The 26,783-nt window shown below is 47.3% G+C and carries 23 protein-coding genes and 1 other annotated feature; of the genes, 18 read left to right on the top strand and 5 right to left on the bottom strand.

The genetic code is table 11. The features are described from left to right. Nucleotides 1-27: 27 nt before the first annotated feature. The 4 genes from mnmE to rpmH form a co-directional block, all read right to left on the bottom strand. Nucleotides 28-1,404: a tRNA uridine-5-carboxymethylaminomethyl(34) synthesis GTPase MnmE gene (gene mnmE, locus ACTRXG_RS07890; RefSeq protein WP_322525348.1), complete on the bottom strand. Its 1,377-nt coding sequence runs from the start codon at nucleotides 1,402-1,404 to the stop codon at nucleotides 28-30. A gap of 219 nt (nucleotides 1,405-1,623) precedes the next feature. Next, nucleotides 1,624-2,259, bottom strand: coding sequence for an RNA-binding cell elongation regulator Jag/EloR (gene jag, locus ACTRXG_RS07885; RefSeq protein ID WP_474284532.1), 636 nt, complete (start codon nucleotides 2,257-2,259; stop codon nucleotides 1,624-1,626). Between the two features lie 227 nt (nucleotides 2,260-2,486). Next, nucleotides 2,487-2,849 (bottom strand): ribonuclease P protein component, encoded by a 363-nt coding sequence (gene rnpA / locus ACTRXG_RS07880; RefSeq protein ID WP_474261229.1) that lies wholly within the window; start codon nucleotides 2,847-2,849, stop codon nucleotides 2,487-2,489. 100 nt (nucleotides 2,850-2,949) lie between these two features. After that, entirely contained in the window at nucleotides 2,950-3,087 is a 138-nt protein-coding gene (rpmH, locus tag ACTRXG_RS07875) for a 50S ribosomal protein L34 (RefSeq protein ID WP_079474470.1), read from the bottom strand. Nucleotides 3,088-3,711: 624 nt separating this feature from the next. Here rpmH and dnaA point away from each other — a divergent pair. From dnaA to ACTRXG_RS07805, 14 genes are all read left to right on the top strand, one after another. Beyond that, entirely contained in the window at nucleotides 3,712-5,052 is a 1,341-nt protein-coding gene (dnaA, locus tag ACTRXG_RS07870) for a chromosomal replication initiator protein DnaA (protein ID WP_474261228.1), read from the top strand. A 146-nt stretch (nucleotides 5,053-5,198) separates the two neighbouring features. Next, nucleotides 5,199-6,341: a DNA polymerase III subunit beta gene (gene dnaN / locus ACTRXG_RS07865; protein ID WP_322525344.1), complete on the top strand. Its 1,143-nt coding sequence runs from the start codon at nucleotides 5,199-5,201 to the stop codon at nucleotides 6,339-6,341. Nucleotides 6,342-6,543: 202 nt separating this feature from the next. Beyond that, the gene (gene yaaA, locus ACTRXG_RS07860; RefSeq protein ID WP_022792944.1) at nucleotides 6,544-6,768 is read left to right on the top strand and encodes a S4 domain-containing protein YaaA; all 225 of its coding nucleotides are present in this window, start codon (nucleotides 6,544-6,546) and stop codon (nucleotides 6,766-6,768) included. 10 nt (nucleotides 6,769-6,778) lie between these two features. Then, nucleotides 6,779-7,897 carry a DNA replication/repair protein RecF gene (recF, locus tag ACTRXG_RS07855; RefSeq protein WP_474284531.1) on the top strand — a complete coding sequence of 373 codons (1,119 nt, stop codon included), beginning with the start codon at nucleotides 6,779-6,781 and terminating at the stop codon, nucleotides 7,895-7,897. 13 nt (nucleotides 7,898-7,910) lie between these two features. Then, nucleotides 7,911-8,195, top strand: coding sequence for an extracellular matrix regulator RemB (gene remB, locus ACTRXG_RS07850; protein WP_022792942.1), 285 nt, complete (start codon nucleotides 7,911-7,913; stop codon nucleotides 8,193-8,195). 82 nt (nucleotides 8,196-8,277) lie between these two features. Beyond that, nucleotides 8,278-10,194 (top strand): DNA topoisomerase (ATP-hydrolyzing) subunit B, encoded by a 1,917-nt coding sequence (gene gyrB, locus ACTRXG_RS07845; RefSeq protein WP_474284541.1) that lies wholly within the window; start codon nucleotides 8,278-8,280, stop codon nucleotides 10,192-10,194. Between the two features lie 119 nt (nucleotides 10,195-10,313). Beyond that, entirely contained in the window at nucleotides 10,314-12,782 is a 2,469-nt protein-coding gene (gyrA, locus tag ACTRXG_RS07840; protein ID WP_474284530.1) for a DNA gyrase subunit A, read from the top strand. 156 nt (nucleotides 12,783-12,938) lie between these two features. Beyond that, complete coding sequence (locus tag ACTRXG_RS07835) at nucleotides 12,939-13,967, top strand: HD-GYP domain-containing protein (protein ID WP_474284529.1); 1,029 nt, start codon at nucleotides 12,939-12,941, stop codon at nucleotides 13,965-13,967. A gap of 193 nt (nucleotides 13,968-14,160) precedes the next feature. Next, complete coding sequence (gene guaB, locus ACTRXG_RS07830) at nucleotides 14,161-15,618, top strand: IMP dehydrogenase (RefSeq protein ID WP_474284528.1); 1,458 nt, start codon at nucleotides 14,161-14,163, stop codon at nucleotides 15,616-15,618. 177 nt (nucleotides 15,619-15,795) lie between these two features. After that, complete coding sequence (locus ACTRXG_RS07825) at nucleotides 15,796-17,070, top strand: D-alanyl-D-alanine carboxypeptidase family protein (protein ID WP_474284527.1); 1,275 nt, start codon at nucleotides 15,796-15,798, stop codon at nucleotides 17,068-17,070. Nucleotides 17,071-17,213: 143 nt separating this feature from the next. Further along, nucleotides 17,214-18,098: a pyridoxal 5'-phosphate synthase lyase subunit PdxS gene (gene pdxS, locus ACTRXG_RS07820; protein ID WP_091615168.1), complete on the top strand. Its 885-nt coding sequence runs from the start codon at nucleotides 17,214-17,216 to the stop codon at nucleotides 18,096-18,098. Nucleotides 18,099-18,122: 24 nt separating this feature from the next. Beyond that, the gene (pdxT, locus tag ACTRXG_RS07815; protein ID WP_474284526.1) at nucleotides 18,123-18,713 is read left to right on the top strand and encodes a pyridoxal 5'-phosphate synthase glutaminase subunit PdxT; all 591 of its coding nucleotides are present in this window, start codon (nucleotides 18,123-18,125) and stop codon (nucleotides 18,711-18,713) included. A 2-nt stretch (nucleotides 18,714-18,715) separates the two neighbouring features. Continuing rightward, nucleotides 18,716-18,936: a binding site (T-box leader), on the top strand. 62 nt (nucleotides 18,937-18,998) lie between these two features. Beyond that, nucleotides 18,999-20,279, top strand: coding sequence for a serine--tRNA ligase (gene serS / locus ACTRXG_RS07810; protein ID WP_474284525.1), 1,281 nt, complete (start codon nucleotides 18,999-19,001; stop codon nucleotides 20,277-20,279). Nucleotides 20,280-20,618: 339 nt separating this feature from the next. After that, nucleotides 20,619-21,077 carry an Lrp/AsnC family transcriptional regulator gene (locus ACTRXG_RS07805; protein WP_022792933.1) on the top strand — a complete coding sequence of 153 codons (459 nt, stop codon included), beginning with the start codon at nucleotides 20,619-20,621 and terminating at the stop codon, nucleotides 21,075-21,077. 52 nt (nucleotides 21,078-21,129) lie between these two features. Here ACTRXG_RS07805 and ACTRXG_RS07800 read toward each other — a convergent pair whose 3' ends face one another. Beyond that, nucleotides 21,130-21,501 carry a DUF3899 domain-containing protein gene (locus ACTRXG_RS07800; protein ID WP_474282200.1) on the bottom strand — a complete coding sequence of 124 codons (372 nt, stop codon included), beginning with the start codon at nucleotides 21,499-21,501 and terminating at the stop codon, nucleotides 21,130-21,132. 271 nt (nucleotides 21,502-21,772) lie between these two features. Here ACTRXG_RS07800 and ACTRXG_RS07795 point away from each other — a divergent pair, with 271 nt between their 5' ends. The 4 genes from ACTRXG_RS07795 to ACTRXG_RS07780 all read left to right on the top strand — a co-directional run bounded on the left by ACTRXG_RS07795 (nucleotide 21,773) and on the right by ACTRXG_RS07780 (nucleotide 26,781). Continuing rightward, nucleotides 21,773-23,476 carry a peptide ABC transporter substrate-binding protein gene (locus ACTRXG_RS07795; RefSeq protein WP_474261218.1) on the top strand — a complete coding sequence of 568 codons (1,704 nt, stop codon included), beginning with the start codon at nucleotides 21,773-21,775 and terminating at the stop codon, nucleotides 23,474-23,476. A gap of 146 nt (nucleotides 23,477-23,622) precedes the next feature. Next, a complete protein-coding gene (gene opp3b / locus ACTRXG_RS07790; protein WP_474284524.1) occupies nucleotides 23,623-24,549 on the top strand; it encodes an oligopeptide ABC transporter permease in 927 nt (308 codons plus the stop codon). Nucleotides 24,550-24,555: 6 nt separating this feature from the next. Beyond that, a complete protein-coding gene (opp3C, locus tag ACTRXG_RS07785; RefSeq protein WP_474284523.1) occupies nucleotides 24,556-25,710 on the top strand; it encodes an oligopeptide ABC transporter permease in 1,155 nt (384 codons plus the stop codon). A gap of 18 nt (nucleotides 25,711-25,728) precedes the next feature. Further along, complete coding sequence (locus tag ACTRXG_RS07780; protein WP_474261216.1) at nucleotides 25,729-26,781, top strand: ABC transporter ATP-binding protein; 1,053 nt, start codon at nucleotides 25,729-25,731, stop codon at nucleotides 26,779-26,781. Nucleotides 26,782-26,783: the final 2 nt, after the last annotated feature.

Raw genomic sequence — 26,783 nt, 5'->3', positions numbered from 1 at the left:
ATTACCCTCCGCCTGCAGCGGGTGTATCTATTTTCCGAGACAAAACTGGGCAAACAGCTGATCAATTAATCCGTCGTGCACATTTTCCCCGACAATTTCTCCGAGCTGTTCCCAAGCCCGGGTAATATCAATTTGTACCATGTCTACTGGTACTCCCATTTCCACGGCTTCCAAAGCGTCATTCACCGAACGTTTTGCCTGATTCAATAACCCAATATGACGGGCATTGGACAAATAATTCATGTCCGCTGCCTCCACCCCTTCATCAAAAAAGAGGTGGGCAATTGCTTCTTCAAGACTGTCGATGCCTTCATCATTCAGAAAAGAAGCGGCAATAATCGGCCGCCCAGAGGTATACTCCCGGAGTTCTTCCTCATCGACCTGTTTAGGAAGATCCGTTTTATTCATTATAACAATAACATTCATGCCCTGAACTGCCTGAAATAATGCTCGGTCTTCATCGGAGAGCGGCTCTGCACTATTGATGACAAGAAGAATCAGCTCGGCTTCCTGCAGCACCTGGCGGGAGCGTTCTACGCCGATCTTTTCCACAATATCTTCAGTTTCACGTATACCGGCGGTGTCAATTAAACGAAGCGGCACCCCCCGGACGTTTACATACTCCTCGAGCACGTCTCTTGTGGTGCCGGGCACTTCCGTTACAATTGCTTTGTTTTCATGTACCAAATTATTCATCAGGGAGGATTTTCCTACGTTCGGCCGGCCGATAATCGCTGTGCCAAGTCCTTCACGCATGATTTTTCCCTGCCGGGCCGTTACGAGCAGCTGATCGATCTCTTCGCCGACAAACGAAACATTTTCTTTCAAAACATTTGTCGTCACAACATCAGCATCAAATTCAGGGTAGTCAATGTTCACTTCCACATTGGCTACTGTTTCAAGAAGCTTCTGGCGAAGCTTACGGATGCGTTCAGAAAGCCTTCCTTCAACCTGCTTTAAAGCACTCTGCATCGCCCGGTCGGTTTTAGCTCTGATCAGATCCATGACACCTTCCGCCTGCGTCAGATCAATACGCCCATTTAAAAATGCCCGTTTCGTAAACTCTCCAGGCTCCGCCAGCCGCGCTCCCTGACTTAATACATTATCAAGGACACGATTGACCGAAACCAGTCCTCCGTGACAGTTAATTTCCACGATGTCTTCTCTTGTAAATGTTTTTGGAGCCCTGAGGACAGAAATCATGGATTCTTCAATCACGGAGCCGTCCGCTGGGTCGATAATATGCCCGTAATGGATCGTATGGGTTTCCACGTCATGAAGAGATTTTTTGCCCTTATACACATGATCCGCAATATTTAGCGCTTCGTCTCCGCTCAGGCGGACAATCGCAATAGCCCCTTCCCCGCTCGGAGTCGAAATCGCGGCAATTGTATCTGTTTCCATTCATCAACCCTCCCTGGGTTTTTCTTCATCTATTAGACACACGAAAAGGACGACACCTTTTTCGGCATCGCTTTCGTCAGTTTCCTTATATGCTTCTAACTAAATAGAATATCATATGAAAGCAGTTCGAAAAAGGTTTTTATCCACATGTGGATAACCTGTGTACATCTGCCTGTTTCTTTTAAAAAAACCGCCCGGCAGTCCAGGCGGCAATTTGTCTCATTTTAACTTTTCTTTTGCACCAGGTGTAATTACTACGTGACGTCTTGGTTCTTTTCCTGAAGACATTGTTTCAATATTTTTATGCTGATGCAGGGCCTGATGAATAATTTTTCGTTCCGCTGCGTCCATAGGCTCAAGTTTAATTGCTTTGGCTTCCCGGAGCGCTTTTCCGGCCATCCGCTCTGCAAACCGCTGCAGCGATTCTTTTCGTTTCCCACGGTAATTTTCAGCATCAAGTACTATATGCTGCTTGGCGTTAGCATGCTTATTGGCGGCTGTATTCGTAAGATGCTGGAGCGCATCGAGGGTCTTTCCACGCTTTCCAATCAGAAGGCCGAGAGAAGAGCCTTTGATCTCCATCGCGGTATGCTTTCTTGAGATCTGTACTTCCACTTCTGCTTCTACGTTCATAGCCTGAATCAGATCTTTTAAGTATGCAGCCGCTTCCTCCACAGGGTCGATTCGAAGGGATACTTCTACGAAAGCCTGCTTCGCTCCAATGCCGAGAAATCCTTTTCTTGGTTCTTCAAGCACCTGGTACTCGATACGGTCTATTGTTGTTTCCCACTCCCGCACAGCTGTATTTAAAGCTTCTTCTACTGTTTTCCCCGAAACCTTCATCGATTGGTTCACCGTTACCCCGCCCTCCTCGTTCCTTACGTTTCTTAAGTACCCGATTTTCGTTTATTACGGGCATGTATATGCTTATGCTGCACATACATGTATGTGTACAGTGATTTTGAGTTTATTTACGCACGGTCCTTGTAAACAATTTCTTCAGCACCAGCAGGAATCCCTCTATTTTAAAAGTATTTTTCGCCCCCAGCCGCAGCCGGCCAGAAGCGAAAACAACTTTGTGTCTACTTGTTGGGCTTTGCTTTACCTGAGTTTAACAAACCGGCTTTTTTAAATACATGGGTCAGACTTTTTTTTGTTTCATGGTAATCCATATCCGCTACCGGTTTCCTGGCTATTACTACCAGGTCATAGCCTCCGGGGATCCGGGGCTCAAGCTCCGATACAGCTTCACGCAGATAACGCTTGATCCGGTTGCGCATGACGGCGTTTCCCATCCGCTTGCTGACGGTAAGTCCTGCCCGGTAATGAACCTGTTCCTCTTTTTTTAAGGTATAAAGCACAAATTGCCGGTTGGCAAAGGAAGTTCCGTGCGCAAAAATATAGCTGAATTCGTGATTCTTTTTTAAACGATTGTGCTTTTTCATCACCCGGCTCCCCCTTTTCCTATAAAAACCACCGGCATTTTTATTTTTCTTTCCGGCTGAAGACAGAAAAAAAGACCACTGGATAAAATCCGTGGCCTTCTTATGCAGATAATACTTTTCTACCTTTACGACGACGATTTTTCAAAACCTGACGACCGTTCTTTGTTCCCATTCTCGCACGGAAACCGTGTACTTTTTTACGCTTCCGGTTGTTAGGGGTAAATGTTGGTTTTCCCATAGTGTATCGCACCTCCTTAAGGAGTAATAAACGTTCGAAAACATTCCCGTAAATTATATAGAGAATAAGAAAAACTGTCAACCACCCCCTGGCCGATACCGCTGGCTGTTTTTCCTGCATTTGTGCACAGCAATTCTTTTCTGCTGTGTGGATAAATAAAAGCGAACATAAAAAATGCCCACAGCGTTATGAACAACCTGTACACATAATCTAGTGCTGTGGATAGTTTCTATACACAAGTTCTTGAGTTTGTGGATAAACAAATATGTTCCCGTTGTTATTCATCTTTTTATTTGCTATCATGGATTAAGTTTCTGTTAATAACATTCCATACAATGCAACCTTATCCACAGCTGTTGATAACTTTGTGGATAATTTTCCACAGCCATTGGACAATGTTATTCACAGCCCTGTGCATTATGTGTATTTCTTTTTTTACATAATTTTATTATTATTGCACAATAATTTTATAACGCATACAATATGCATCTCCCGCATATTCACTTATTGGGTTTCTTTCTTTCACCATGATAAGATAGAAGCCTTTTCTGTCTTTCCAGCGATTTGAGTCTCCAGCCAAACCATTGTATACTGCTAAACCTGTACGAGAGGAGTGCGTCCTTATTGGAAAATATTACTGATTTATGGAACCAGACATTGGAACTAATGCAGGAAAAAGTAAGTAAACCAAGCTATGAAACGTGGTTGAAAGCGACAGAGGCCTCGGATCTTCAAGGAGATACCGTAATTATTGAAGCACCGAATGAGTTTGCCCGCGACTGGCTTGAGAGCCGTTATACAAACCTGATTACGGATGCTTTAGAAGATATTACCGGATCCGCGCTGCAGGTGAAATTTGTGATCCCGCAGGCTGAAGTTCCGGTTGAAAATGAACCAGCGCCCCCAAAAGCAGCTCCGTCCGGCTCCAGCCAGGACCCTCCAAAGAGCATGCTGAATGATAAATATTCATTTAATACTTTCGTGATCGGCTCCGGGAACCGTTTTGCCCACGCTGCATCGCTTGCAGTAGCCGAAGCGCCAGCCAAAGCGTACAATCCATTGTTTATTTACGGCGGTGTCGGCCTTGGAAAAACCCACTTAATGCATGCCATCGGTCATTACGTTATTGATCATAATCCAAATGCCAAAGTTATGTACCTGTCCTCTGAAAAGTTTACCAATGAATTCATCAATGCTATCCGGGACAACAAAGCTGTGCATTTCCGGAACAAATATCGAAACGTCGATGTACTGCTTATTGACGATATTCAGTTTTTAGCAGGAAAAGAGCAGACCCAGGAAGAGTTTTTCCACACCTTCAATGCTCTTCATGAAGAAAGCAAACAAATTGTCATTTCCAGCGATCGTCCGCCAAAGGAAATACCAACGCTTGAAGACCGGCTCCGCTCCCGGTTTGAATGGGGATTAATCACTGATATCACGCCGCCGGACCTCGAGACTAGAATTGCTATTCTGCGCAAAAAAGCGAAAGCGGAAATGCTCGATATTCCAAACGAAGTCATGCTCTATATTGCCAATCAAATTGATACAAACATTCGTGAACTCGAGGGGGCACTCATCCGTGTCGTCGCTTATTCTTCGTTGATCAATCAGGACATGAATGCTGACCTTGCGGCTGAAGCTTTAAAAGATATCATTCCTACCGCCCAGCCTAAGACAGTCACCATTGAGCATATCCAGGAACGGGTGGCTACCCAGTTTCAGATGCCTGTGCCGGAATTAAAAGCAAAAAAGCGTACAAAGAGCATTGCTTTTCCGCGTCAGATCGCCATGTATCTGTCACGGGAAATGACGGATGCCTCTCTGCCGAAAATCGGTGAGGCTTTTGGCGGCAGAGACCACACAACCGTCATTCACGCCCATGAAAAAATATCAAATCTGATGTCGACAGATACAGAACTGCAAAAAACTGTCCAGGGGATCATCGATCAATTACGCACATAGGTGTGGATAACGAACCGAAGTTATACACAACTTACTCACAGGGTCAAATGCCCGATTTAGCAGTTCAAATCTTATTTATCCACATTACTAACAAGCCCTACTACTATTACTACTTTAAAAACAATATATATAAAGGGAGATGACCTATGCATTTCACCGTCGATCGAGATCAATTTGTGCAACATGTACAAAACGTAAATAAAGCTGTCTCCTCCAGAACGACAATTCCAATACTGACCGGAATTAAAATCGTTGCAGCTGCTGATGGCGTAACGTTAACCGGCAGTGATTCTGATATATCCATCGAAACGTTCATTCCTACAGAGGAAAACGATAATCAGTATGTTCAGGTGCAGGAGCAGGGGAGCATTGTACTCCAGGCCCGTTTTTTTGCAGAAATAGTAAAAAAGCTTCCGGGAGAAGAAATTGAAGTCGTCGTACAGGACCAGTTCGCGACTACGATCCGTTCCGGCTCTGTCGTATTTAACCTGAACGGTCTGGATCCAGAAGAATACCCACGGCTTCCAAAGCTCGATGATACAAATATGTTCCATCTGCCGCAGAGCTTACTCAAGGATATGATCCGCCAGACGGTTTTTGCCGTGTCGGCCCAGGAAACGCGACCAGTGTTGACAGGTGTAAACCTTGAAAGTGAGAACGGAGAACTGATCTGTACTGCTACAGACAGCCACCGGCTCGCTCTACGGAAAGCAAATCTCGAAGCAGGTTCGGATGCACCTGACCTATCCAATATTGTCATTCCAGGCAAAAGCCTGAATGAGTTAAGCCGTCTGTTGAGCGATGATGATTCCACCGTGGAAATCATTATTACGGAAACCCAGGTAATGTTCCGTTTTCCGCATCTCCTGTTTTATTCCCGGCTTCTTGATGGGAAATATCCGGTCACAAAAAATATGATTCCTTCTGAAACGAAAACCGGGGTGGAGCTGTCTACGAAAGAATTACTGCAGTCACTTGACCGGGCACTGCTGCTTTCAAGAGAAACAAAAAACAACGTGATCAACTTGAAAACACTCGGGGACGGAAGGGTGGAGATCAACTCCGTTTCCTCCGAAATTGGGAAAGTGACGGAAAACATCGATTGTGATAAAATAGACGGAGAAGAACTTCGCATTTCGTTTAACGGAAAAAATATCACAGACGCTCTGAAAGTAATCGACAGTGAAAAAATTCATATTCAATTTACCGGGGCAATGAGCCCATTTGTGGTGCGGCCAACAGACCATGATCAGATGCTGCATTTATTTTCGCCGGTACGCACGTATTAAAAGTTGAACAATTATACGGCCTTTTGTATAAAACAGGAGGCCGTTTTTCTTATGTTATGCTGACAGGGAATATGAAACGAATAGTGCGATATACTGGCATTTTCCGCTTATTTTTAGTAAAATATAGAGTATGAATGAAATATGTTCGGAAACAGGCAGAAGTAATAATTATGCTTTAATATCCGGCGTCGGGAGGATCGATATGGGAGAGGCGATTAATATCACAACCGAATATATAACACTCGGCCAGTTCCTCAAAGAAGCTGGAATCATCGATACAGGTGGTATGGCAAAGTGGTTTCTCTCTGAATTCGCTGTAGAAGTGAATGGAGAAGAAGAAGCCCGCAGGGGGAGAAAGCTGTATCCAGGGGACGTAGTGGAAGTCGAAGAGAACGGAAGCTTCACTATCGGTACCGGCGAAGGATGAGCACAGGCCTGTGTATGTAAAAAACATTCGGCTCAAGCAGTATCGCAACTACGGTGATATTGCCTTGCAAATAGAGAACACTGTAAACGTTATTGTCGGGGAAAATGCCCAGGGAAAAACAAACCTGATGGAAGCTATTCATATGCTTGCTTTTGCGAAATCCCACCGGACCTCCAAAGACAAGGAACTGATTGGCTGGAACCACGAATTTGCCCGTATCGAAGCTTCAGTAGAGCGGGAGCAGCGTCATGTTGACCTCGAAGTTATTCTTTCGGCTAAAGGAAAAAAAGTAAAAAAGAATGGCATCGAACAAAAAAAGCTAAGCGAATATATAGGTGCATGCAACGTCGTCATGTTTGCCCCGGAGGATTTAAACCTTGTAAAAGGCGGGCCGAATATGAGGCGGCGTTTTATTGATATGGAGATTGGCCAGATCAGTCCGGTGTATCTTCACGATCTTTCCAAATACCAGCGCATTCTAAAGCAGCGTAATCAGCTGCTTAAGGGCATGTTTCCCGTGCCGAGCAGGGAGCAGGAATTAACACTTGAGGTTATCGATGAACAATACATCGAAGCAGCCGTGAAAGTAATCCAGCGGCGTTACGGATTTTTGCAGCAGCTTGAAGGCTGGGCCTCAGAGATTCATACACGGATCACACAGGGCCGGGAGCAGCTTGAACTGCAGTATGACCCTTCCGCAAACATTCATGCGGAAATGGAAGCCTCAGCGCTCGCTGAACAGCTGCGGACAGAGCTTGAGCGCCGCAGGGAAAATGAAATCCGCCGTGGACTGTCACTTGCCGGACCGCACCGGGATGAAATGAAGCTTCTGGTCAACGAAAGGGACGTACAGACTTACGGCTCCCAGGGCCAGCAGCGAACAGCTGCATTATCGTTAAAAATGGCAGAGATAGAGCTGATCCGCGCTTACGTAGGAGAGTATCCGATCCTGCTGCTTGATGACGTACTCTCTGAACTCGATCAGCATCGGCAGTCTCATTTACTGGACGCGATCCAGGGAAAAGTACAGACCTTTGTTACAACAACAAGCATTGAAAGCATCAAGCACGAGACAATCGAGCGGGCAACCGTATTTACTGCCCGCCAGGGACAATTGGAAAAACAGTAGGTGGTGAATCACATTGTTTATACATTTAGGCGACGGCACCGTCATACGTTCAAAAGATGTCATTGCGATTTTAGACAGCAACAGTCAGGATTCTTCAAGTATTACAAGACAGTTCCTGCAGGCGGTCGAAAATGACGATAAAGAGCAAATTGCAGATTCCGAAGCAAAGTCCGTCGTGGTTACAAAAGAGAAGGTTTATTTCTCTCCTATTTCTTCGTTAACGCTGAAACGCAGATCGCAGATTATTTCAGAATATGATGAATATCATGAAGAAATACAGTCAGCCAAAGAGGACTGAGCTTATAAAGACATGAAAACGACAGCATGTATTTACGGACTACACGCGAGATTTGATCCCGCAGGAAGCGAAGGTGAACAGATTGTCGATGAATCAAAATTCATATGATGAAAGTCAAATCCAGGTACTTGAAGGACTCGAAGCAGTCCGGAAGCGCCCAGGCATGTATATCGGCTCTACAACGTCCAGAGGACTTCACCATTTAGTGTGGGAGATTGTTGATAACAGCATTGATGAAGCCATGGGCGGCTATTGCGACCAAATATATATTACGATCGAAAAAGACAACAGCATCACCGTAGAAGACAACGGCCGCGGTGTTCCTGTCGGCATGCACGAAAAAATGGGACGGCCGGCCGTGGAGGTTATTATGACCGTGCTTCACGCCGGCGGTAAATTTGGCGGCGGCGGCTATAAGGTTTCCGGCGGTCTTCACGGTGTTGGTGCGAGCGTGGTGAACGCTCTTTCCGAAACGCTTGATATCGAAGTGCACAGGGAAGGCGAAATCTATCAGCAGGCTTACCGCCGCGGTATCCCGCAGCACGACCTTGAAAAAGTCGGCAAGACAGATAAACGGGGCACAAAGATCCGTTTCAAACCGGATTCGGATATCTTTGAAGAAACGACCGAGTTTGAATTTGAAACGCTCACCACCCGTGTACGGGAACTCGCGTTTCTCAACCGGGGACTCCATATTACATGTACGGATAAACGCCCGGAAGAAGAGCAGGTGCAGACCTACCATTACGAAGGCGGTATTGCTTCGTTTGTGGAATACCTGAACCGTCAGAAGGACACGCTCCACAAAGAGCCGATTTTTCTTGAAGCGAACCGCAACGATATTCAGGTGGAAGTGGCGATGCAGTACAACAATGGATATACGAGTAATGTATATTCGTTTGCGAATAATATTAACACCCATGAAGGCGGAACCCACGAGTCCGGATTCCGGACGGCGCTGACGAGAGTTATTAACGACTATGCCCGCAAAAACAGCCTGTTCAAAGAAAACGATCCGAACTTAATCGGAGACGATGTGCGTGAAGGACTGGTCGCGATTGTCAGCGTGAAAATTCCGGATCCGCAGTTTGAAGGGCAGACAAAAACAAAGTTAGGGAACGGGGAAGCCCGTACCATTACAGATTCATTATTCTCGGAGCATTTTTCGAGGTTTATGAGTGAAAATCCGGACACGGCGAGGACGATCGTAGAAAAAGGGCTGATGGCCTCAAGAGCCCGGGATGCTGCGAAAAAAGCACGGGAATTAACCCGTCGTAAAAGTGCCCTCGAAGTCAGTTCCCTGCCGGGAAAACTGGCCGACTGCACCTCGAAGGATGCGGCGAGCAGTGAAGTATATATCGTCGAAGGGGATTCTGCCGGCGGTTCAGCCAAACAGGGAAGGGACCGGCATTTCCAGGCTATTCTGCCGCTGCGCGGAAAAATTCTGAACGTGGAAAAAGCACGTCTGGATAAAATTCTTGCCAACAATGAAATCAGAACCATTATTACAGCTCTCGGAACAGGAATCGGCAACGAATTTGACATCGAAAAGGCCCGCTATCACCGGATTATTATTATGACGGATGCCGATGTGGACGGAGCCCATATCCGGACACTTCTGCTAACCTTCTTTTATCGTTATATGCGGCCGCTGCTTGAAAGAGGATATATTTATATTGCCCAGCCGCCTCTGTACAAGGTCCAGCAGGGTAAATACGTTCGCTATCTCTTTTTCGAGCGTGAGCTTCAGCCTGCCCTGGCCGAGCTCCCGGCGCAGCCAAAACCAAATCTTCAGCGCTATAAAGGGCTCGGGGAAATGAATCCGACCCAGCTTTGGGAAACGACTATGGATCCGGATTCGAGAACGACGATGCAGGTTACGCTGGAAGACGCAATGGTGGCCGATGAAGTGTTTGAAACACTGATGGGCGATCACGTAGAGCCGCGTCGTGACTTTATCCAGGAAAACGCGCATTACGTACAGAACCTCGACGTGTAAGAGCCGGCATTAAGGTGAAACAAAGAAACCCCCGCGGAAGATTAAAGCGGGGGTTTCTATCGAATACAGCAGAAACAGGCACTCAAGCCTGCTGGAATAGAAAGTAGGAGGTTACTGCAATGGCAGAAAACGAATCCAGAGTCACGGAGATTGGTATTGGCGAGGAGATGCGCACCTCGTTTTTGGATTACGCGATGAGTGTTATCGTCAGCCGGGCTCTCCCGGACGTTCGTGACGGGATGAAGCCCGTGCACCGGCGTATTTTATTTGCAATGAGTGAGCTCGGCATGACGCCGGAAAAGCCGTTCCGGAAGTCCGCCCGTATCGTTGGGGACGTTATCGGTAAATACCACCCGCACGGCGACTCCGCGGTTTATGAAACAATGGTGCGTATGGCGCAGGATTTCAGCTACCGCCATCCAATCGTTAACGGACACGGGAACTTCGGGTCCGTGGACGGGGACGGAGCAGCAGCAATGCGTTATACCGAAGCAAAAATGTCTAAAATATCGCTTGAAATGGTCCGCGATATTAACAAAGACACAATTGATTATCAGGAAAACTATGACGGTAACGAGCGGGAGCCTGTGGTTCTGCCGGCGCGTTTCCCGAACCTGCTCGTTAACGGCACGTCCGGAATTGCTGTGGGTATGGCTACCAATATTCCGCCGCACCGTCTTGAAGAAGTTATTGACGGGGTACTCGCCCTGAGTGAAGACCCTGATATTACGGTAGAAGAGCTGATGGAATATATCCCCGGGCCGGATTTTCCGACAGCTGCTTCCATTTTAGGCCGCTCCGGTATCCGGAAGGCTTATCAGACGGGCAAAGGATCAATTATTATCCGTTCGCACGCCTACATTGAAGAGGATAAAAAAGGCAAGGAAACAATTATCGTAGATGAGCTGCCATATCAGGTGAACAAAGCCCGGCTGGTGGAGCGTATTGCAGAGCTGGTGCGCGATAAAAAAATCGACGGCATTACTGATCTGCGCGACGAATCAGACCGTAACGGCATGCGGGTCGTCGTGGAAGTACGAAGAGATGCCAACGCCAACGTTATTTTAAATAACCTATACAAGCAGACGGCGCTGCAGACGAGCTTTGGTATTAACATGCTGGCTCTTGTGAACGGCCAGCCGAAGGTGCTTAACCTCAAAGAATGTCTGTATCACTATCTCGAGCATCAAAAAGTAGTTATCAAGCGCCGGACTGCTTTTGAACTTCGAAAAGCAGAGGCCCGTGCCCACATTGTGGAAGGTCTGCGGGTGGCGCTTGACCATCTCGATGCGGTAATTGAGCTGATCCGGGGATCGGAAACAACGGAGATCGCAAGAAATGGTCTGATGGACAACTATGATTTGAGTGAAGATCAGGCACAGGCTATTCTAGATATGCGGCTGCAGCGTTTAACCGGCCTTGAGAGAGACAAAATTGAACAGGAGTACCGGGAGCTGATGGAGCGCATCCGGGAGCTGAAGGAAATTTTGGCTAACGAAGAGCGGGTGCTCGAAATCATCCGGGAAGAGCTTACCGAAGTGAAGGAAAAATTCGGTGACGACCGGCGGACACGTCTGGAAGCCGGAGAGAATTCCATCGAAGATGAAGACCTTATTCCGCGGCAGGACGTAGTGGTCACTATCTCGCACCAGGGCTACATTAAACGTATGCCGATTGATACGTACCGGAGCCAGCGCCGCGGCGGACGGGGCGTGCAGGGAATGGGGACGAATGAGGATGACTTTGTAGAGCATCTGCTGACGACCAATTCCCACCAGACGATTCTTTTCTTTACCAACAAAGGGAAAGTATATCGTTTAAAAGCTTACGAAATTCCTGAATTAAGCCGTACGGCTAAAGGGATTCCGTTAATTAATCTGCTTCAGATCGATAAAGGCGAATATATCAGCACGGTGATTCCGATCGAGGAATTTTCGGAAAACGCCTATCTATTCTTCCTGACGAAAAAAGGAATTTCGAAAAGAACTGTGCTTTCGGCCTTTTCAAATATCCGCAAGGGCGGCCTGTTCGCTATTAACGTCCGGGAGGACGATGAGCTTCACGGCGTGCGTCTCACCTCCGGCGACGATTCCTTAATTATCGGCACAAAGCAGGGAATGTCCATTCACTTTGATGAAGAGGACGTGCGCTCGATGGGTCGGACGGCTTCCGGAGTTAAAGCCATTTCGCTTCGCGAAGATGACGAAGTAGTAGGTATGGATATTTCAGTGGAGAATGAAATGATACTAATGGTAACAAACAAAGGCTATGGGAAGCTTACCTCAATTGAAGAATTCAGTAAGCAGAACCGGGGCGGCAAAGGGTTAAAAGCGATTAAACTGACAAGCCGTACGGGAGAACTCGCAGCGATGCGTTCGGTGCCATTGGACATCGACCTGATGGTGATGACCATTCAGGGAGTGGTGATCCGTATGCAGGTAGACGATGTTTCGAGACTCGGCCGGTACGCGCAGGGCGTGCGCCTCATCCGTCTCGATAAAGGCGAAGCTGTTTCTACAGTGGCTCCCGTAATTGAACATGAAGCCATCGAAGAAGAAAACGTTCCAGCAGAATCAGAGGAAGAATAGTTCGAAGTCCAGCCGTATCCTAAACGGCTGGACTTTTTTTGCGTGGAAATTGGAATTTTATTCTAAAAACCATCATAAGAACAGGGAAAATAGTGGTATTTTCCGAGGAAAATAGTAAAATATAAGTATTATATTAGGAGAAATGGAGTGGTCTCCATGCGGATACATATTAATCAGGCAGTGCCTGGATGCGTCCTGATGAACGATATCTATGCAGTGAACGAAACACCGGTGGTCAGAAAACAAACGGCGCTGACAGAGCATTTAGTCGATATTATCAAACAGTTTCTTGTGGAGTATATTGATGTAAAGCCGGTGCTTGTCAACGGTGATCCTTTTTCTCCAGCTGAAGAGGCTGAGACAGCCACGCGGCATCATCAGCCGGGATTTGAAGACGTTTATGATACAGCGGTGGAAGCGCATGAAGCGATGTGGCGCTCGTGGACAGCCGGAGCCCCCATCGAAATGAAAAAAGTACGTGCCGTTTGTGCTCCCCTGCTCGAGGATATTGAAGAAAACGCTTCTCATATATTTACCAGCTATCAGTTTGCAGAACAGGAAAAGTACGAGAGTCATCATGCGGTATCAGTGGCGCTTTTGGCTGCACTGCTGGCTAAAAAGCATGGCTGCAGCCGAAAGGAATGGCTCGGAGCGGCGCTCGCCGGCCTCTTGTGTGACGCTTCCCTAGCCAGAGTTTCTGCCGCAGAGCGTCAGAAGGCGGGAAAGCATCCGATTCAGAGCTACCAGATGGCAAAGGCTACCGGTATGCTCAGTGATGAGGTATTGCTGGCTATTTTGCAGCACCATGAACGTGAAGATGGAAGCGGGTATCCATTCGGAATGAAAAGCGGCAAAATATATGTGCTGAGCAGCCTTGTAGCAGCGGCGGACATGTATCACGCCATGGCAGGCGAGCGATTGGAGAATGAGGGAAAATCGGCTTTTCATGCAATGCGTGAGTTGACGGTGCAGTCGTTTGGAAAGCTCCCTCCCGCCGTCGTCGAAACATTAACAGAGCAGTTCATTACTGTAATGACCGGAAAGAAGGTGCAGCTCGCCGACGGCAGCTCTGCCTCTATCGTGCACCTGGACCGCCGTGAGATAGAATACCCGCTGGTTCAGCTTGATAAAGATGGTCAGGTCGTCCAGCTAAATGAAAAGTCAGCCATCCACCATGTGATTTAGCATGGTGGATACAGCTTTGAAATCCTTTACATAATTATTAGCGCCTGTTTATAAATTTTCGGAAAAATAAAACATATTCCTTTTACTTCTGAGACTGGCCCAAACGTGATAAGATATTAGAAATAAATATAGTTACAGGCAGCAGGACAGTGAGAAATCCTGTAAAACCAACCATTTTGAAGGAGGAAGATTCGTGCGAGCAGATAAGTTTTCCCAAGAAGGTCTAACATTTGATGACGTTTTATTGTTACCGGCAAGATCTGATATTCATCCAAGGGACGTATCAGTACGGACATCGTTAACCGATAAGCTTCCTTTAAATATTCCTGTTGTAAGTGCTGGAATGGATACAGTGACGGAAGCAGATATGGCGATTGCGATGGCACGGGCCGGCGGTCTAGGTATAGTGCATAAAAACATGTCTATCGAAGCCCAGGCAGAAATGGTGGATCAGGTGAAACGCTCAGAAAGCGGAGTTATTACGAATCCTTTCTTCCTTCACCCGGACCACCAGGTGTTTGATGCAGAACATCTAATGGGGAAATACCGCATTTCCGGTGTACCGATCGTTGACGAGAACCAAAAGCTGGTGGGAATCATTACGAACCGCGATCTCCGCTTTATCGAAGACTATTCGATTGAAATCAAAGAAGTAATGACCGCCAACAATCTCGTTACAGCACCAGTGGGAACCACGCTTGAGGAAGCGGAGAATGTACTGCAGAAACACCGGATTGAAAAGCTTCCGCTTGTAGAAAAGGATGGCACGCTGAAAGGCCTAATTACGATTAAAGACATCGAGAAGGTCATCGAATTCCCTCATTCGGCCAAGGATCCCCAGGGAAGACTTCTCGTCGGAGCGGCTGTCGGGGTGAGCGCCGATACGGATAAACGTGTGGAGGCTCTGGTTAAAGCAGAAGCCGATGCAATTGTGATCGATACTGCCCACGGTCATTCCAAAGGCGTACTCGACAAAATTGCAGAAATCCGCAGCAGCTACCCTGATGTCGTGCTGATCGTGGGCAATGTGGCCACAGCTGAAGGAACCAGGGATTTAATCGAGGCAGGCGCGGACATTGTAAAAGTCGGCATCGGTCCGGGCTCCATATGTACAACCCGCGTGGTAGCCGGCGTTGGCGTTCCGCAGATCACTGCTGTGTATGAATGTGCAGAAGAAGCGGATAAGCATAACGTACCGATTATCGCCGACGGCGGAATCAAATATTCCGGCGATATCGCCAAAGCTCTGGCTTCCGGTGCTCATGCAGTGATGCTCGGCAGCCTGCTTGCAGGAGTGACAGAAAGTCCTGGAGAGCGTGAAATTTATCAGGGCCGCCAGTTTAAAGTTTACCGCGGCATGGGCTCGATGAGCGCTATGGAGCAGGGAAGCAAGGACCGCTATTTCCAGGAAAACAGCCAAAAGCTTGTACCTGAGGGCATTGAAGGCCGTATTCCTTATAAAGGCCCGCTGAAGGATACGATCCACCAGCTGCTTGGCGGCTTGAGGGCCGGTATGGGCTATTGCGGCACCCCGACCATCTCATCTTTGCGTGAAGATGCCCGCTTCGTTCGGATTACCAATGCCGGCCTGCGGGAAAGTCACCCTCACGACGTGCAGATTACGAAAGAAGCACCAAACTACTCTTCCTAAGAACGAAGGACGGGGGCCGGCGGCTCCCGTCTTTTTTATGCCGAGAGATATTTCCCGGGAAATATCTTTGGACGCTGTCGAGTGCAGGCGGCTTTATAAAAGGAACAATGGCAGGTATGTTTTAAAATGGGGCTGTGGTAAAATATGCGATAGCAAAACACCACGGAGGTGCAGAGATTGAAGAGAAATAAGTTGAAAACAGCAGGTGTTTCCTGCGTGGCGGCTGCAGCCATCTGGACGTTCGGCAGCGTGCCGGCTCAAGCGGCAGAGCCTGAGATAGAAGCAAGCGCTTCTATTATGATAGATGCAGATACAGGCCAGGTAGTTTTTGAAGACAATACCGATGAACTGCTTTCTGCGGCCAGCATGTCCAAAATGATGACAGAATACATAGTAAATAAAGCAATCGAGGACGGCGACATCAGTTGGAACGATGAAGTAGCAATCAGCGATAAAGTGCGCGAACTTTCTCTTCAGACAAATTTATCAAACGTCCCTCTTCGCCAGGACGAAACCTATACGGTCGAAGAGCTCTACGAGGCTATGGCTATTTACTCCGCGAACGGTGCAACGATAGCTCTGGCAGAACATATCGAGGGCAGTGAGGCAGCTTTTGCCGACCGGATGAATCAGCAGGCCGGAGAGCTGGGTATGGAAAATTATGAATTCGTGAATGCGACCGGGCTGAATAATTCCACGATGAGGGGTTATGCACCGGAAGGCAGCGAAGAAAATGCAGAAAACATGATGTCGGCAAACGATACTGCCCTTTTGGCTTACCATCTTTTGGATGAGTATCCTGAAGTGCTGGAGGTGGCTGGCATTCCGAAAAAAACATTCAAAGAAGGCGCGGAAGAACCAATCGATATGATTAACTGGAATAAAATGCTTCCAGGGCTCGAACAGGAATACGAAGGAGTGGACGGGCTGAAAACAGGCACCACTGATCTGGCCGGCAATGCTTTTACCGGAACGATTGAACAGGACGGAAACAGATATATATCGGTAGTGATGGATGCAGAAACGAAAATGTCGCGCTTTACCGAAACGGCTAAACTGTACGATTATGCCGGACGCGAGCTTGAACGCCGGACACTCGTGGAGAAGGGCGCAGAGATCGATGGGGAATCATCCATTGAAGTTGAAGGCGGACAGGAAGAAAGCATAGACGTGAAAGCTGGAGAAAAGCTGGAGCTGATTTCGTCGGAGGAAATAGAACCGGAATATGAAATTGCTGTTTCTAAAAATGAAGCCCCGATCGAAAAGGGAGAAGAAGTCGGCACAGTGTTCGTCACCAACAGCGAAGCCTCATATGTGCAGGGCGGGACGAGCCGTACAGAAGTACCTCTGACAGCAGATGAAGCCGTGGAGGAGCGCGGGTGGTTTGGAAATATTGTGCAGAGTGTCAGTAACCTGTTCAGCAGCGTCCGGCACGCAGATGCTGATAAATAAAAGCCGGCAGAAAAGCTTTTTCAGCTGCAAACAAGATACTTTATCCCGACATAGTATAGTGTTACAATAGGGCTACTGAGTGTTATTATTACACCGCTAAACCGGTGGCAATAGATAGAATAATGGAGCTGGAGGGCTGAAGTATGGCAGAGAGAGGAACAGACCGTGTTAAAAGAGGCATGGCTGAAATGCAAAAGGGCGGCGTTATTATGGACGTCGTTAACGGAGAACAGGCGAAAATCGCCGAAGAGGCAGGAGCAGTAGCCGTTATGGCACTGGAACGGGTGCCATCGGATATTCGTGCTGCCGGCGGCGTAGCCCGCATGGCAGATCCTACAATTGTTCAGGAAGTGATGGACGCTGTATCGATTCCTGTAATGGCAAAAGCACGTATCGGCCATATCGTGGAAGCACGGGTGCTCGAATCGCTGGGCGCTGATTATATTGATGAAAGCGAAGTGCTTACACCAGCGGACGATGTATATCATATGGATAAATCAGAGTACACGGTGCCGTTTGTCTGCGGAGCTCGTGATCTCGGTGAAGCGACCCGCCGTATTGGTGAAGGGGCTTCCATGCTGCGGACAAAAGGGGAGCCGGGCACCGGCAACATTGTGGAAGCAGTACGCCATATGCGCTTGATCCAGTCTCAGATCCGTAAAGTAATCGGCCTCTCGAAGGACGAATTAATGACAGAAGCGAAAAATCTTGGCGCGCCGTACGAACTGCTGCTTCAAATTCGCGAAGAAGGACGCCTTCCAGTCGTTAACTTTGCAGCAGGCGGCATAGCAACACCAGCTGACGCTGCTTTAATGATGCAGCTCGGCGCCGACGGGGTATTCGTAGGCTCCGGTATTTTCAAATCCGAATATCCGGATAAATTCGCCCGGGCCATTGTAGAGGCGACGACTCACTATGAAGACTATGAGCTGATCGCGAAGCTGTCCAAAGGACTGGGTACTGCAATGAGCGGGATGGATATTTCCCAGCTTGAAGGCTTTGACCGCATGCAGGACCGTAGCCAGTAATATAAATGCAGGGGGTTTTTACTCATGATGAAAATCGGCGTTTTAGCTCTTCAAGGCGCTGTTCGTGAACATGTCAAAAGTTTAGAGGCCCCTGATACGGAAGTTATTATCGTAAAACGGCCGGAACAGCTTGAAGAAATTGATGGATTGGTCTTTCCGGGCGGCGAAAGCACGACGATGCGGCGGCTGGTGGAAAAATATCAATTTTTTGAACCGCTGCAGGCGTTTGCCAAAGCAGGAAAACCAGTGTTTGGCACATGTGCCGGATTGATTTTAATGGCTACCGATGTGGTGGGCGAACCGGAAGGTCATCTCGAGCTGATGGATATGACGGTTCAGCGTAATGCGTTCGGCCGCCAGCGTGAAAGCTTTGAAACCGAGCTTTCCATTCGCGGAGTCGCGGATGACGTCGAAGCGGTATTTATCCGGGCTCCGTTAATTACGGAAGTTGGACAGAATGTCGAAGTGCTTGCAGAATATAAAGATGAAATCGTGGTGGCACGGCAGGATCATCTGCTTTCCTGCTCCTTTCATCCGGAGCTGACGAACGACCGCAGATTTCATCAGTATTTCGTACAGATGGTACGTGAAGCACAGGCGGCAGTAAATGTATAAATATAATCGTGTTGATGGACAATAGTACTTTTGCCTTTTTCTTCAGAGAGTCGGTGGCTGGTGTGAACCGATGAAATGGCAAAAGGAATCCCGTCCGGAGTAAAACGGTGAACGTAAGTAGCCGTTTTCGGCTCGTCCCCGTTAATGGATGATAGAAGAAGCCGGCAGTAATGTTTACTGCAACGAGGGTGGCAACGCGGGAAATTAAAGTCTCGTCCCTGATTCACAGGGACGGGGCTTTTTTATAATATATGAACAGCTACTATTATGAAGGAGGCATCAGCTATGCTGGACCCTAAACGATTGCGAAACGATTTTGATGCAGTAAAAGAGCAGCTTTCGAAACGGAACGAAGATATCAGTGAACTGGATTCCTTTGAAGAACTCGACCGTGAGCGCAGGGAACTGATCCAGGAGACAGAGGAGTTAAAACAGCGGCGCAACACCGTATCCGATGAAATCGCAGCTAAAAAGAAAAACAAAGAAGACGCCGATGAACTGATTACGGAAATGCGGGACGTATCAGGCAGAGTAAAAAAACTGGATGAACAAATCCGTGAAAAGGATGAACGTCTGCAGCAGATTCTGCTTTCCATTCCAAATGTTCCACATGAAACAGTTCCGGTTGGCGAAGATGAATCGGATAACGAAGAGGTAAGAGCATGGGGAGAGACGCCGGTATTTGGTTTTGCCCTGAAGCCGCACTGGGAGCTTGGCGTAGAGCTGAATATGCTTGATGCTGAGCGGGCTGCCAAAGTAACCGGAAGCCGGTTCATGTTTTATAAAGGAGCAGGGGCCCGTCTTGAACGGGCGCTGATTCAGTTTATGATGGATTTGCACAGCGATGAACACGGCTATGAAGAATTGATTCCTCCGTATATGGTGAATCGCGACAGCATGACCGGTACTGGCCAGCTGCCAAAATTTGAGGAGGATGCTTTTCAAATCCGGGAAGAGGACTATTTTCTCGTACCAACGGCAGAAGTGCCTGTCACGAACATGCACCGCGAAGAAATTCTCGCGGGACAGGAGCTGCCGAAAGCCTATACTGCGTTCAGTGCCTGCTTCCGTTCTGAAGCAGGCTCAGCAGGGCGCGATACTCGCGGCTTAATCCGCCAGCACCAGTTTAATAAAGTGGAGCTTGTACGGTTTACGACGCCGGAAGATTCCTATGAAGAGCTTGAAACATTAACCGGCCATGCGGAGAAAGTACTGCAGCTGCTCGAGCTTCCGTATCGCGTGATGAACATGTGCACGGGAGACTTAGGCTTTACGGCAGCAAAGAAATATGATATCGAAGTATGGCTTCCGAGCTATGAAGATTACAAAGAAATTTCGTCCTGCAGTAATTTTGAGGATTTCCAGGCCAGGCGCGCAAACATCCGCTTTAAGCGGGACCGCGATGCGAAAACAGAATTTGTGCATACGCTAAACGGCTCAGGGCTTGCGCTGGGACGAACAGTGGCAGCGATCATGGAAAACCATCAGCAGGAGGACGGCAGCATTAAGATTCCTGAAGTGCTTCGCGGATATATGGGCAACAAAGAGTATATTACAGCAAAATAAGCAGACTTCGATAAAACTCTGGACGCTTTAGGCGGCCAGAGTTTTTTATAGTTATGCAAAATACTTTCGAAGATACGATTGTAATGAAATCGATTACATTGTAGTATGGGAAGTATCTTCGGGCTGTTTTCGAATTATATAGCGTTATATAATCTTACAAAAAAATTCATAAAATTCTTTCACGAATATTGCAATAATAAGAACAATTACTTATAATTACGTTAATCCACCCGGGGAAATGTTACGAAATTACTAAATTGATCTGCGGTTGTCTCGGTGATTCGTAATAAAGGATGCAAGGTCATCAAGGTGAGAATGGGAAAAAGAGAAGGGATGCCAATGAGCGTTTCATTAGATCAGGTAGATATGTCGATACTCGGATATCTGCAGGCTAACGGCAAGGAATCATACAGTGAAATTGCCCGCTGTCTGGGAGTGAGTGAGGGGACTGTTCGTTCAAGAATTAACAAAATGCTCCGGCACAATGTCTTTGAATTTATCATACATACCAATCCGAACAAAATTGGGCTAGATGTGCAGACGATCATCGGGCTGAGCACAAAGCTCGGGATGCAGGACGAAATTGCGAGTAAGCTTCAGCGCTTTTCCGAAGTGCGATTTGTCGGTGCTTTCTCTGGTAATCATGATTTAATTTTACAGGCTTATTTTAGAAATAACGAGGATTTAGTGAATTTTGTTAACAGAGATTTAGCACAGATCGACGGAATTTTGAATGCCGATGTAAACGTTGAATTAAAACAGTATAAGGATTCGTTTTCTTACCTTACTCCTGAATGAAAATAAACATTAAAGGTGGTGGTACCACGGGCGCAGATAAAGCCGGGCCAATTTAATTTGCTGCGTAGTATACAGCAAGCAGCAAAAGATCCAGGATAATCAGCGCTGTTGTTTGAATGAAAAGCATACGGAAAAAAGAAATCTGAATGACTTCAGAAGGAGCAAGCCGTTGTTCCCAGCCTTGAGTCGAAGGTCTGGAGGGAGCAAGGCGGTGAGCCACTTTTCGAAAGCTGTGGGTAATGGCATCGAAAAATCCTCCGCGCATTACAAACGCTGCAATGAAAATGATTAGATAAAACAGACCTACATAAAACACATAATTGATCACATTCAGCAGTTCAAAGGCCGGAGAAAAAATGAAAAACAGCAGGCCGGCAGCTATTAAATTAGCGGCAAATACAAAGAGATTCAGCTTCCAATGCATAAACGGGACTCCTTTAGGAATTTTATAATGCCCATTATTATAGCACAATTGCTGTCCACCGCTGAATAGGACCTTTCATTTACGAATAATTGCCCTGCAGATAAAAACATTAATGCTTTTCGTATAGACAAAGCGAATAAATTTTCATTTTCGAAAAAAATTAAAAAATTAATGAAAATATTCGCAATTTCTTGTATACTTTGTAAATGCAGAGATAACAGAAATTTTACACAATAAAATAACGAAAGTTTTGGGGAGGTCAACATATCTTATGAAAAAGACAAAAATGACAGTATTAGCTTCTGCATTAACAGCAAGCACAGTGCTCGCAGCGTGTTCCGGCGGCGGGGGCGGAGAGTCCGGCGGAGACGGAGGCAACGGCGGTGGTGACGGAGGCGGCGAAGGCCAGGCAAGCGGGGATCAGGTAGTCAACCTGGCGCAGTCTGCGGATATTCCTTCCATGGACCCGTCACTCACCACGGATACATATGGTATTCAATGGACAGGGGAAATTTATGAAGGCCTTTACCGCCTGGGTGAAAACGGAGAGACAGAAGAAGGGATTGCCATGGGAGAACCGGAAGTGAGTGATGATGCGCTTACGTATACATTTAACCTCCGGGAGGATGCCACCTGGACAAACGGCGACCCTGTCACAGCTCAGGATTTCGTTTATTCCTGGCAGCGTGCCGTGGATCCGGAAACGGCTTCTGAGTATGGCCCTTACATGATGGGCGGCGTTATCGACAATGCTACCGAGATCAGTGAAGGCGAGGCAGACCCCGAAGAACTGGGAGTCGAAGCCGTGGATGATTATACGCTTGAAGTAACACTTGAAAAAGCGACACCTTACTTTGAATCATTAGCTACGTTCCCAACCTTCCTTCCATTAAATGAAGAATTTATTGAAGAGCAGGAAGATGATTATGCCCTGGGACCAGACAGCATGATGACGAACGGCCCGTTCACAATGGAAGAGTGGAATCAGGGTGAAAGCATGACGTTTGTGAAAAATGAAGACTACTGGGATGCAGACGCTGTGCAGCTTGAAGAAATCAACGTACAGGTTGTAAAAGAAGTATCCACTGGCGTTAACCTTTACGATACTGGCGAAGTGGACCGTGCAGGAGTTAGTGCAGAATTTGTGGACGAATACAGCACGGAGCAGGATTTCCGTACGGTAGAGGAGCCGACTGTTTTCTATCTTAAAATGAATCAGGAAGGCAATGAAGCCCTCGATAATGAAAATATTCGTAAGGCTATCCAAATGTCTGTGGACAAAGAAGGATTAACGAACACGATTCTAAACAACGGTTCTATTCCTGCTGAAGGCTTAATGCCTGCAAACTTTGTGTTCAGTCCGGATGGTGAAGAAGACTTCCGCGAGCAGAATGGAAACCTTGCTGAAGTAAACAAAGAAGAAGCTCAGGATCTCTGGGAACAGGGGCTTGAAGAAGTCGGCACCGACAGTGTAGAGGTTGGCTTCCTGGGAGATGACACAGAAACAGCTCAAAACACTAACGCCTATATTAAAGAACAGCTGGAAACCAACCTTGAAGGCTTGACTGTTGATGTTCAGGAAGTGCCTTTCCAGGAACGCCTGGACCGTGACACGAACATGGATTACGACATGCAGTTTGCTGGATGGGGACCAGACTACGTGGATCCAAACACATTCATGAACCTGTTTGAAACTGACGGCGAAAATAACCATATGGGCTACTCCAACGAAGAATATGATTCCCTTCTTGAAGAAGCAAACAGTGATTTGGCTACAGAGCCTGAAGCACGCTGGGACAACTTCCTCCAGATGGAACAGATTCTTATTGAAGAGGATGCCGCAATTTCACCATTGTACCAGCGCTCCCAGGCTTATCTCTGGAACCCGGCGCTGCAGGGAGTTATCGTAAACTCTGCCGGTCCTGATTTTGAATACAAATGGGCCTACATGAACGAAGACGCGACAGAAGAATAAAAATTAAATAAAATAATATTTTCAGGGGGCAAGAGAGTATATCCATGATAATTGGCTTATACTCTCTTTTCCCTTGTTTCCTGTTAATTTACAAATATGAGCAGCAAAGAAAAACATCATGAAATCTCCAAGGAGGAAAAAAGCACATGGCTCGTTACATTGTCACAAGAATTGTCTACATGGTGATTACCCTCTTTATTATCGCCAGTATTACATTCTTTCTTATGAAATTAATGCCGGGGACACCGCTGAGCGCTGCCGACCGCCTGCCGGAAGCCCAGCAGCAGATTGTGCTGGAGCAGTACGGATTAGATAAACCGGTGCCGCTGCAATATGTTGACTACATGCTTGGCCTGGTCCAGGGAGACCTGGGGGTTTCTTTTCAGTTTGATAACCGGGACGTTTCCTCAATACTTGAGAACCGTATCGGCCCATCCCTGCAGCTCGGGATTCAGTCGTTAATCATAGGTTCTATTTTAGGCGCTATACTCGGGCTGATTGCTGCTATTTTTCATAACGGTATTTTAGACTTTGGTTCCACGCTGCTTGCGGTTATTGGAACTTCTATTCCCTCCTTTATTTTTGCAGGGCTGCTTCAATATTACTTAGGTGTGCAATGGCAGGTGCTGCCGGTCGCCACGTGGGGCACGTTTGCCCACACTATTATGCCGACAATTGCTTTATTAATATTCCCTATGGCGATTTGTGCGAGGTTTATGCGTACAGAAATGCTTGAAGTACTTAATAAGGATTATATTATGACAGCTAGAGCCAAAGGGGTTAAATGGTCTTCTGTAATTTTGAAGCACGGGCTGCGCAATGCGCTGATCCCATTAATTACAGTGCTCGGTCCGCTTGCGGTCAGTCTGTTGACTGGAACGCTTGTTATCGAGCAGATCTTTGCGGTGCCGGGGATCGGGGAACAGTTTGTCACAGCTGTAACGACTAACGATTATCCAATGATTATGGGAACAACGCTGTTTTTCAGTTTCTTGTTCGTTCTGATTATTTTAATCATTGATATTCTTTACGGCATCATCGATCCGAGAATCCGCCTGGATGGAGGGAAATAAGATATTATGCAGCACGAAAATGATAAAGAAAAAAAATATAATAAGGAATTGTTTTCCCCGGCAGATGTCAATGAGGGGGAAACAGAGAAAATCAACCGTCAGAGCCGGACGTTCTGGCAGGATGCGTTCCGCGCGCTGCGTAAAAACGTAGCAGCTATGATTTCTCTGGCCGCTTTAGTGTTAATTACGCTGCTCGCGATATTTGGCCCAATGATGAATGAATACACGCCGAGAGAGCAGGATTTATCGAGGTCCAATCTGCCTCCAAAGGCACCTGTTTTAGAAAACATTGGGTTTTTAAATATGGACGGCCAGGAAACCTATGTATTCGAGCATATCTCCGCCGAGCAGGCGCAGATGAACGCTGAAAGCCGTTTCGGTGAAGGGGACTACGTAGAATATGAAACGCTGAGTGAAGGCGACGGTTCGGTAGGGTCCGCCCAGGTTCAGGCGAGTGTTGATACTTATGCAGAAGCCGGGGTGGAAGAGAACTTTTGGTTTGGTACAGACCGGCTCGGTCGTGATCAGTGGACAAGAACGTGGGACGGTACAAGGGTATCGCTCTACATTGCCCTGATTGCGACGCTGCTTGATTTGTTTATCGGTGTTGCCTATGGCGGTATTTCCGGCTTCTTTGGCGGAAGGACAGATAACATTCTGCAAAGAATACTCGAAATTCTCTCCGGTATACCGAATTTGGTCATATTAATTCTGATGATTGTCGTACTCGATCCGGGTATCCTTTCCATATCGCTTGCGATTGCGATTACCGGATGGATCGGGATGTCTCGTATCGTCCGGGGAGAAATTCTTAAGCTGAAAAACGAAGAATTTGTGCTGGCTTCTCAGACGCTCGGTTTATCTAACTCCAAAGTTATTACAAGGCATCTGGTGCCAAATACATTAGGCTTAATCATTATAAACACGATGTTTACAATTCCGAATGCGATTTTCTTCGAAGCTTTTCTGAGCTTTATCGGCCTTGGACTGCAGGCGCCGAATGCTTCGCTCGGGGTGTTGATTGATAACGGCTTTGATGCTCTGCAGACTACGCCGCACGTATTAATATTCCCAGCCGTCGTGCTGTCGGTGTTAATGATTGCCTTTAATATTCTGGCTGACGGTATGCGTGATGCGTTTGATCCGAAGATGCGCGATTAGAATGTGGGAGGAACGAACATGAGTAATGAGACCATTTTAGAAGTGAAAAATTTAAGTGTTTCCTTTAAAACCGCCAACGGTGAAGTTCAGGCGGTAAGAGACATTAGTTTTTCAGTCGGAAAAGGGGAAACGCTGGCGATCGTAGGCGAGTCCGGATCGGGTAAATCGGTGACGACAAAAGCGCTGATGGGCCTGCTTCCGGCGCCGAAGGGTTATATTAAAAACGGCAATATTCTATACGGGGATGAGGATTTTGCCAAGCTGAGCGATAAACAGATGACCAAATACCGGGGCAAGGATTTTGCGATGATTTTCCAGGATCCGATGACGTCCCTGAACCCGACGATGAAGGTAGGAACGCAGGTGATGGAAGGGCTGCGGATGCACCGCGGCATGAACAAAGAGGAAGCGAAGACAGAAGCGGTGCGGCTTCTGGAGCTGGTCCGGATTCCGGATGCGAAGGCAAGGATGGATCAATATCCACACCAGTTTTCGGGCGGTATGCGCCAGCGGGTGGTCATTGCTATTGCACTTGCCTGCGACCCGAAGGTATTGATCGCAGACGAGCCGACAACAGCGCTCGACGTAACGATTCAGGCTCAGATTCTCGATATCATGAAAGACATCCAGCAGGAGTTTGAAACCTCGATCATTTTCATTACGCATGACCTGGGTGTTGTGGCAAATGTGGCGGACCGGGTGGCAGTTATGTATGCTGGTAAAATTGTAGAAATCGGTTCTGTTGATGAACTCTTTTATAACCCCAAGCATCCGTATACATGGGGCCTCCTAGGCTCCATGCCGACAGTAGACCAGCGCGAGGAAGAGTTGTTTGCCATCCCGGGGACGCCTCCGGATCTGCTTCATCCTCCCAAGGGAGACGCTTTTGCTCCCCGGAACCGGTACGCGCTGAAAATCGATTATGAAGAGCAGCCGCCGATGTTTCAGGTCTCTGAGACGCATTACGCAGCGACATGGCTGCTGCACGAAAACTCACCGGATGTACAACCACCCGCCTCAGTACAGCAGCGCATTGAGGAGATGGACGGGAAATGGGAGGCAGGACAGTAGAT

The organism is Marinococcus sp. LNSP9103-4, assembly GCF_056034345.1.
The sequence above is the reverse complement of the archived record's forward strand: the minus strand, read 5'-3'. Positions and strand labels throughout refer to the sequence as shown.